The organism is Streptomyces sp. NPDC054783 (assembly GCF_053611725.1).
Map to the genome: position 1 here is coordinate 17687 of NZ_JBSHAY010000063.1, position 9539 is coordinate 27225.

The window sequence follows — 9539 nt, forward strand, 5'->3', positions numbered from 1 at the left end:
CAGCGGGACCGCCGGCACAGGCTATTGCCGAACTGATGTCTGATCAATAAGGTTCCTCCGTTTGTACCGTCACCGCGCCGTTACGGGTTCCTTACCGTTTCTTCACCTTGGGGCGCTCGGTAAGAGGGGGGCTTCGAGGTGGGTTCTGGCTTGCGCTGGTTCGCAACCGTGCGCAGACGGATATGGGGGCGTGGGCTCACGGTGGCGACAGCGACCGTCGCCGCTTCCACGCTGGTCGTGTCGGCGGCCGTTGCCCGCGGGGTGCCGGAGTATCACTACGACGGCAAGCTGTGGAGCGCCGGGCCGACCTACAAGACGCCCAGCGTCGGCGGACATCCCCTGACGAGACACACCGTCAAACCCCAGAAGCCCAGCAAGCCGTTGCGGACCTACCGGCCGTCCCGCCCGGCGTGGCCGAGCGCTGGCAGCAGCACGGTCGTGCTGACACACAGGACACATTCTTCTGCCACCACGCCAGCTTCGAAGCACAAGTCCGGTGGCGGGCCCGCGGTTTCCCCCGTGCGGGCCGGCAACCTGCCGGTGTGGGTCGCCCCGGCCAAGCAGACGGCGAACAAGCGCGGTGTGGCTCCGAGCGCGCCGACCGCGGTGCGCGTACAACTGGCCGGCCACGCCCAGACCGAGGCAGCCGGAGCCGACGGCATGCTGGTCGGCTTCGCACGCGGTGACGGTGCCGCATCGTCGGGCCGGGTGGCGATCACCCTTGACTACTCCGCCCTGGACAAGGCGTACGGTGGCGGGTTCGCCTCCCGCCTGCACCTGGTGACCGTCCCGGGCTGCATCCTGACGACCCCCCAGAAGCCCGCCTGCCGGGTACGCAGCCCGCTCGCCACCACCAACAACCCGGTCGCCAAGAAACTCACGGCCACCCTCAACCTGCCCCGCACCACGACTTCTGGCACGGCCGGCACACCCACCCACGCCGACGCCACGGCGGGCTCCGCATCGATGGCGCCGATGACCGCCGTCGAGGCGGTCTCCGGAACCTCCGGCTCTCAGGGCGACTACACGGCGACCAGCCTGAACCCCTCGGGTAGCTGGAGCACCAACGGAACCGGCGCGTTCACCTACTCGTACCCGATCTCCGTACCGCGCTCGCTCGGCGGTGCGGCTCCTTCCGTCGCCTTCGCCTACGACTCGCAGTCCGAGGACGGCGAGACCTCCGCCCGTAACTCGCAGTCGTCGTGGATCGGTGACGGCTGGTCGTACTCGCCCGGCTTCATCGAGCGCTCCTACAAGCCGTGCAAGCAGGACGGCATCAGCGACTCCGCCGACCTGTGCTGGGGCGGCTGGCTCGCCACCCTCTCCCTGGGCGGCCACTCCGGCACCCTGGTACGCGACGACTCCAGCAACTCCGCCACGCCCACAGCGACACAGACCTGGCACCTGCAGGGCGACGACGGGACCAAGATCGAGGAACTCGGCGGCGCGGACAACGGCCTGTGGAACGGCGAGTACTTCAAGGTCACCACGACCGACGGCACCGCCTACTACTTCGGGCGCAACCACGCCCCCGGCACCACCTCGGACACGGCCACCAACAGCGCCTGGGGTGAGCCGGTCTACAGCCCCAAGTCGACAGATCCCTGCTACGACTCCGGTCAGGGCAAGGACTCCCAGTGCACGATGGGCTACCGGTTCAACCTCGACTTCGTCGTCGACCCGCACACCAACATCCAGCGCTACACCTACACCACCGAGACCAACTATTACGACCGGGGCGGCGGCCAGGTGGCTGCTTCCGGCGGTTCCGGCACGCTGACCAAGTACGTCCGCGGTGGCTACCTGACCGAGATCGACTACGGCTACCAGCTGGCGGACGAGGCTGCCGGGAGCAAGCCCGGCGCGCGCGTGCTGTTCAACACGGCCCAGCGCTGCCAGACCTCCTCGACGTTCACCGACTGCTCGTATGCGAACCTCAACGACAAGACCGCCACCAACTGGCCGGACACCCCTTACGACCTGAACTGCGCATCGACCGACACCACGTCCGGCACTGGGTCGAACGTGTGCCTGACCACGGCTCCGTCGTTCTGGTCCACCGACCGGCTGGACTCGGTCGTCACCCAGGTCAACGTCGGCGGCACCCTGACCAGCGTCGACACCTACCAGTTGAACCAGACGTACTCCGACGCCGGCGGCACCGTCGACCTGGTCACCGGCCAGTCCGGCCAGGACGCGGCCGACGAGGGCGAGCTGCAGTCGGTGATGTGGCTCAGCTCCATCCAGCACACCGGCAACGACACCAGTGGCGGCGGCAGCAGCAGTCCGATCACACAGCCGAAGGTCAGCTTCCTCAGCACCGAGATCGACAACCGGGTCGACGGTGGCAACGAACCGGCACTGTTCCACCCGCGGATCTCCTCCATCACCACGGAGACCGGCGAGTCCATCGCCGTCACCTACAGCGACCCGGACTGCTCCCGGCTGAACAACACGATGCCGTCGGCGCCCGATGCCGACACGAAGTCCTGCTACAACGTGTACTGGACCATCCCCGGCGGCGTCACACCGGTCTCCGACTGGTTCAACAAGACCCGGGTCAAGACGGTCGACGTCTCCGATGCGACCGGCACGGGCTCGCCCACGCAGGTCTCGAACTACACGTACTCCGGGCCCGCCTGGCATCGCGACGACTCCGAACTGACCGACGACACCTACCGCACGTGGGACCAGTTCCGCGGCTACCGGACCGTCACTGTCACCACGGGCGCGGCCCCCGATCCGATCACCCAGAAGACCACCACATATCTGCAGGGCATGGACGGTGATGTCCGCGCCGACGGATCCAAACGCTCGGTCAGCGTGACGGACAGCGTCGGCGACACCGTCACCGACAGCGACTGGCTGTCCGGTATCCCGCTGGAAGCCGACACCTACACGCAAGCCGGCGGCAGCGTCGACGCCAAACAGATCGACCTTCCGCAGTCCTTCACCATCACGGCGACCCACAGCAGCGGCTCCTCGCTGCCCGCCGTCGTCGCCCGCATGACCAAGACCAGCCAGCAGCGCACGTACGGGCTGCTCGCGAGCGGCAGCTGGCGCGAGGCCGAGACCGACACGTCCTACAACGGCGACGCCCTGCCCACCACAGTCGACGCCAAGGGCGACGTCAGCGTGCCCTCCCAGGAGAAGTGCGCCACCACCAGCTACGCCACCCCGCCCAGCGGCAACCCGATGATGCTCTCCTACCCGGACGAGATCCTCGCCGTCGCCGGCCCCTGCAGCACCACACCCAGTACCAGCACCACCATCTCCGACAAACGGATGTTCTACGACGGCGACGGCACCGTCGCCAACACGGGAACGTTCGGCCGCCTGGGCACCACTGGAGACCTGACAGCCAACCAGGTCATCACCGGCTACAGCGGGGGAGCCCCCTCCTACCGCACGACCCAGGCGACCCACTACGACCAGTACGGGCGCGCCATCCAGGTCCAGGACGCGGCCGGCAACACCACCAAGACCACCTTCACCCCCACCACCGGACAGCTCCCGACCCAGCTCGTCACCACCAACCCGCGGAACTGGACCACCACATCCGTCATGGACCCGCTGCACGGCCTGACCATGACCAGCACGGACCCCAACGGCCGTACCACCACCATCGACTACGACGCACTCGGACGCCGCACCGCGATGTGGCTGCCCGGACGCCCGACCTCGCAAAGCGCCAGCAGAACCTTCGCCTACGCCGTCAACGGCACAGCGCCCGTCACCGTCAGCACCAAAACCCTGCGTGACGACGGCAACTACAGCACTGCCATCAACATCTACGACGGCATGCTGCAGCTGCGCCAGACGCAGGCCACGACGGCCAACAACCAGGCCGGGCGGCTGATCTCCGACACGTTCTACGACAGCCACGGCTGGGTGCGGAAGGCCAACAGCGCCTACTACGAGAGCAGCACCTCCCCGGCGACCACCATGTGGGTCGCCGACGACAACCAGGTGCCCTCGCAGCAGGTCACCGTCCACGACGGGCTCGGACGCACGACCGCCACCCAGCTGTGGTCCAAGGGAACGCAGCAGTGGCAGTCCACCACCGCTTACCCGGGCGTGGATCGCACCGACACCACTCCGGCATCCGGTGGCACGGCGACCTCGTCCTTCACCGACGCCCTCGGTCAGACCACCGCGACCTGGGCGTACGACGACACGGCCACGCCGAGCGGCAAGGCATCCGACGCGGTCGTCACCAGCTACACCTACGCGCCCGCCGGCCAGGTCGCCACGATGAGCGACAACGCGGGCAACAAGTGGACCTACAGCTACGACCTGCTGGGCCAGGAGACCAAGCAGACCGACCCCGACACCGGCACCACGACGTTCGACAAGTACGACGATCTCGGCAACCTGCTGCAGACCACCGACGCGCGCGGCCAGATCCTCTCCTACGCCTACGACGCCCTGGACCGTAAGACCGCTGAGTACTCGGGCGCCTGGTCCGCGACCCCGGACCCGAGCAAGGAACTCGCGTCCTTCGGCTACGACACCCTGGCCAAGGGATACCCCACCTCCTCGACTCGCTATGTGGGCGGGACCGGCGGAGACGCTTACACGCAGGCCATCACCGGCTACACCACCGACTACCAGCCCACCGGCGCCTCGACCACCATCCCGACATCAACCGGGTTCCCCAGCAACGGCACCGGCAGCAACTCCAACACCTACACCGTCAAGTACAGCTACACCCCCGTCATGGGGCTGCTCTCCGAAACCGACTACGGCGCGGACGGCGGCCTTGCCTCCGAGACCGTCGGCTACGGCTACGACCTGCAGGGCCTGCTCGACGGATTCGGCGGCAACGGCACCTACCTCGACACCACCGACTACACCCCGCTCGGCCAGGTGACCGACACCCGGTGGGGACTGTACGGAGAACAGGTCGAGCCGACCTTCTCCTACGACGGCGCCACCGGCCGCGTCACCCAGTCCAGCGTGAACCTGCAGACCAGCTCCACCTCCGCGCTCGACGTCACCAGCTACCGCTACAACCAGGCAGGCGACGTCACCGCGGTCTCCGACGCCCAGTCCGGCGGCACCACGGACACCCAGTGCTTCACCTACGACCACCTCAACCGGCTGACGACGGCCTGGACCGACACCGCGGGCCTGACCACGGCCGGGGTCGGCAGCACCGGCGGATGCACGACCAGCACCCCCTCGGCGGCAACCCTCGGCGGCCCGGCCCCGTACTGGCAGTCGTACATCTACAACGCCTTGGGCGACCGCACCCAGCAGGTGCAGCACGACACCTCGGGCACCACCGCGAACGACGTCACCCAGACGGTGACCTACCCGGGCAGCGGCACGTCCCCCGCCACCCTGGCGAACGCCGCCACCAAGATCACCACCACCGGGCCGGGCGGCACGGCCACGATGACGCCGGCCTACAACAGTGCCGGTGACACGACCGGCCGGACGGTCACCACATCGGGTCCGCTCGTCTCCGGCCTGACCCGCTCGGGCACGAAGCTGTGCGTCGACGACTCCTCCTCCGCCACCACCGACGGCAACAAGATCGACCTCTGGACCTGCAACGGCTCCGGCGCCCAGCAGTGGACGATCGGCACCGACGGCACAGTGCGTGTGCTGGGCAAGTGCCTCGACGCATCAGGTGGCGGAACGACCAACGGCACCAAGACCGACCTGTACACCTGCAACGGCAGCTCTGGTCAGCAGTGGAAAGCTGGCGCGAACGGCTCGCTGGTCAACACCGCGTCCGGCAAGTGCCTGGACGATCCGTCGTCCTCCACCACCAACGGCACCCAGCTGCAGCTTTGGACCTGCAACGGGACGTCGGCGCAACGCTGGACGAACGCGACGACGGGCGCCGTCCTGCCCGGCGCCACCCAGTCCTTCGCCTATGACGCCGAGGGCCGGACAGCCTCGGTGACCACGCCATCCAGCGGCAAGGACCAGACCACCAGCTACCTCTACGACGCCGGCGGCAGCCTGCTGCTCCAGACCACACCGACGAGCAAGATCCTCTACCTCTTTGGCGGCGCCGAACAGCTCACCCTCAGCACCGGCGCGGGAACGGTCAAGGGCCAGCGCTACTATCCCGGCCCGGACGGCATCACCGAGGTGCGCTCCTCCGACGGCACGCTGGCCTACGAGGTCTCCACCGCCCAGGGCACAGCGACGGAGGACCTCGCCGCCTCGAACCTGACGGTCACCCGCCGCTACTTTGACCCCTACGGCAACCCCCGCGGCCCCCAGCCCACCACCTGGACCGACAACCACGGCTTCCTCGGCAAACCCGCCGACCCCACCACCGGCCTCGACCTGCTCGGAGCCCGCAACTACGACCCCGTCCAAGGCCGCTTCCTGACCGCCGATCCCGTGATGGAGGCCGGCGACCCGAACCAGATGAGCGGCTATTCCTACGCCGGGGACAACCCCAGCACCGGAAGCGACCCCACCGGCCTGCACCTGGCCTGCGGTGACGGTCCGGAGGACATCCCCTGCCCATCACACGGCTCATCCGGCGGTACGGACTACTCCCCAACCACCGGCGGGGGAGGGGGCGGTGGCACGACGACCTCCAGCGGAGGCACCGCAGCGGCTCCGTCTAGCGGCCCTGCCTGCAACGTCTCCTCGAAGTTCGGGTGCGATGTCGCCGAGGGCCAGCAGATGGGCACGTACGGGCCGCCGACGTCGGGAACCATGCGCGACTTCCTGGCCGGTGCGCTCGATGAGGTCATCAACCTGGCTGAGAAATACAACCCCGGCTGGGCGATGGGCAACGTCCCCCATGACGTGGCGAATGGCATGGCCCCGGGCAGCGGGGGTGCGACGTATGTACAGCCACGTCACGTGATGGCGCACGTCCTGCACGCGAACCCCACCACGGACGCGTACAGGGGCGGCAAAGCAGCGGTAGTCCTCGCGTCGGTGGCAGTCACCGACGGCGGCGACGCCCCCGAAGCAGCCGCCGCAGCCGTCGCCGACGCCAGCGACGCCCAAGACGACCTCGCAGCCGCAGCCGAAGTCAAGAACGTCGTCAGCGAAACCACCGAAGAAGCAACAGCAACCGCCGCAACTCCCAGCCAACCCGATACCGGAGCCTCCGGCAGCGGCGAAGGCGGCTGCAGCTTCACCCCGTCCACCCGCGTATTGCTGGCGCACGGCAAGATCAAGGCGATCGCCGCGGTCAAACCCGGCGACAAGGTAGAGGCCGCCGACCCCCACACCGGCAAACACAAAGGCCCCCGCACCGTCCAGCACGTGTGGATCAACCACGACCACGACCTCCTCGACGTCACGATCCGCACCAAGGCCGGCCACACCGCCACCCTTCACACCACCGCCAAACACCCCTTCTGGGACGACACCACCCACAGCTGGGTCCCCGCCGGCAAGCTCCACCATGGCGACGCCCTCAACACTGCCTCCAACGGCCATGTCTACGTCGTCACAATCCACATCACACGTGGGACCGCAAACCGCTGGAACCTCACCGTTCAGCAACTGCACACGTACTATGTGGTGGCCGGTGGCATTCCGGTCCTCGTGCACAACACCAATGCGGCATGCAGGATCCCTGCTGGACAGCCCGGAGGTGGCCGATATGCGAGAGATCCAAATGCGGCTCCCCGGACGCACACGCGTGATACGGAATATCCCAGCCAATTCAGGGAGTCAACGTGGGACGAAATGGCCGCCCTGTGGCAGGATCCCGACACGGGCGACTGGCTTGACGAGCAAGGTAATATCATTCCTCCTGGGGATCTGACATTTGATCATATTGAGCCGGTGGTTGAGCACTGGAATGGCGAAGGCTACGACATGAGTCGCGCTGATCGGAATGATTGGTACAATGACCCGGCAAACCTTCGCCCGATGTCTGGGAAGTTGAATTCGAGTCTAGGTGCGCAACTGTCCTCACGTTACAGGCAAGATGTTGGTCGGAATTATTCCGGGTGAGAGCGAGTTGATCTAAGTGGCGGTAGACATTCGAGATTTGCTCGCGTCCAATCCGCGCGCTCAGTTGTTTTCGAGGCTGGAAGATTCGTGGATGTGGTCGCCAAATCCGAGGTTCACGTTTGTCTCCGCGATGAGTCGCGATCCGGGGCGTGCTTTCCAGATCAACTTTATCGACTCGTTTGATGCAGACCTGGCTTGTGCGGTCATTGAGTTCGCGCGCGACGCTGCACTTCAGGAGGCAAGTCTCTTGGGTCCGCTTACGGTGACTGAGGGCTTTAGCTTCGGCGGCGCCAGCTTTGATGCAGTTGCCACGGCTAGCCCGGCCGTCCACGGCTACTACGTTGGGAGGAATGAAGTCCTCAATGAGCACGTTGTGGCAGTGTTCCCGGCCTTTTCGTGTGAGATTTCGGGGACTGAATCCCTAGAAGAGGCGATCCACAGATTCAAGCGGATGCTGCATCCCACCGTTATGAGCAGGCAGCCTGTGCCGTTTCTCCGAATGCGGTACGAAAATGCCAAGACAGGTGCGGGCAGTGTTGGTGACTTGCGCGGCTTCACGACGTGGGATGTTTTGCTGCGTGAATTGAACCTCCTGGCAGGGTCCCCCGAGAGTTTCGTCGAGTGCGAGAATGTCCATGCGGATGTTCGCCTAATCCGCTGGAGTGGAAACTGGAACGTGACAGGTGGAGGTGTGACGCAGGTGCTGGAGCAGGCACAGCTTAAGAACTGGGCGTCTTCATTCCTTGGCTGCAGCCTGGCCTAAGAACGTCTATCGGAGGCCGACGAGTGGAGTTCCAAGCGTCGAGAGGTTGACGACTCGCGCCCGCTTGGAACCTAGCCCGATGGTAATGGTGCGGCCCCGCCGGATTTGTTTCCGGTGGGGCCGCTGTGCTGGCTTGGGCAGGCTTGACGGCAGTAGTTGACGGCAACATCAGCGGACCGGTGCTGCACAAACGGGCGGGTCGTTGCCTTCGTCGGGCCGGGCGGCGGCCTCGGGCAGGTTGCGACGGTGGGGAGTCTTCTGTGACGACACAGCTCGCTCTGGGCACCTACCGGTGCCGGGCGATCCCGGAGGCGGCTGCCCGTGCGGCCGCCTCCGGCGCGCAGTGGATTGACACGGCCCCCAACTACGCCACCGGCCGCGCGCAGACCCTGCTCGCCCCGGCCCTGGCCGCCCACCCATCGCTGCAGGTCTCCACGAAGGCCGGCTACTTCACGGCGGCCACCGGTGCTGAAGCCGTGAACGCCGGTGCCCTCACCGAGGACCAGGCCCCGGCCGGGCACAGCCTCGCCCGGACTACATGCGCTGGCAGATCGCCCGCAACCGCGAGCAGCTCGGGCGCGACCGGTTGGACCTGGTCCTGCTCCACAACCCCGAGCGCGCCCACCCCGGCGACCGCCCCGCCCTTCACCACGCGATCCGTGACGCCTTCGCCGTCCTGGAGGAAGCCGTGGCGGCCGGGAATGTCGCCGGGTACGGGGTCGCCACGTGGGTGAGGCGTCCCCCGGAGTGTGGACACGGGGGTTCATGCCGCGAGGGTGAGTCTATGCTCTGCCCGATGCTGCTGTTCGAACTCGACGGGTGAGAG

General features: G+C 66.9%; 3 protein-coding genes. All 3 read left to right on the top strand.

The window, feature by feature from the left end; genetic code table 11:
* Nucleotides 1–519 precede the first annotated feature (519 nt).
* The 3 genes from ACWGJ5_RS44850 to ACWGJ5_RS44860 all read left to right on the top strand — a co-directional run bounded on the left by ACWGJ5_RS44850 (nucleotide 520) and on the right by ACWGJ5_RS44860 (nucleotide 9536).
* The gene (locus ACWGJ5_RS44850) at nucleotides 520–7950 is read left to right on the top strand and encodes a ricin-type beta-trefoil lectin domain protein (RefSeq protein ID WP_453315365.1); all 7431 of its coding nucleotides are present in this window, start codon (nucleotides 520–522) and stop codon (nucleotides 7948–7950) included.
* 16 nt (nucleotides 7951–7966) lie between these two features.
* Entirely contained in the window at nucleotides 7967–8713 is a 747-nt protein-coding gene (locus ACWGJ5_RS44855; protein WP_453315366.1) for a hypothetical protein, read from the top strand.
* A gap of 538 nt (nucleotides 8714–9251) precedes the next feature.
* Nucleotides 9252–9536, top strand: coding sequence for an aldo/keto reductase (locus tag ACWGJ5_RS44860; protein ID WP_453315367.1), 285 nt, complete (start codon nucleotides 9252–9254; stop codon nucleotides 9534–9536).
* Nucleotides 9537–9539: the final 3 nt, after the last annotated feature.

What these genes read in the sequence shown, in the direction of transcription:
- ACWGJ5_RS44860 (WP_453315367.1), top strand. Translation starts at nt 9,252, where the DNA reads ATGCGCTGGCAGATCGCCCGCAACCGCGAGCAGCTCGGGCGCGACCGG.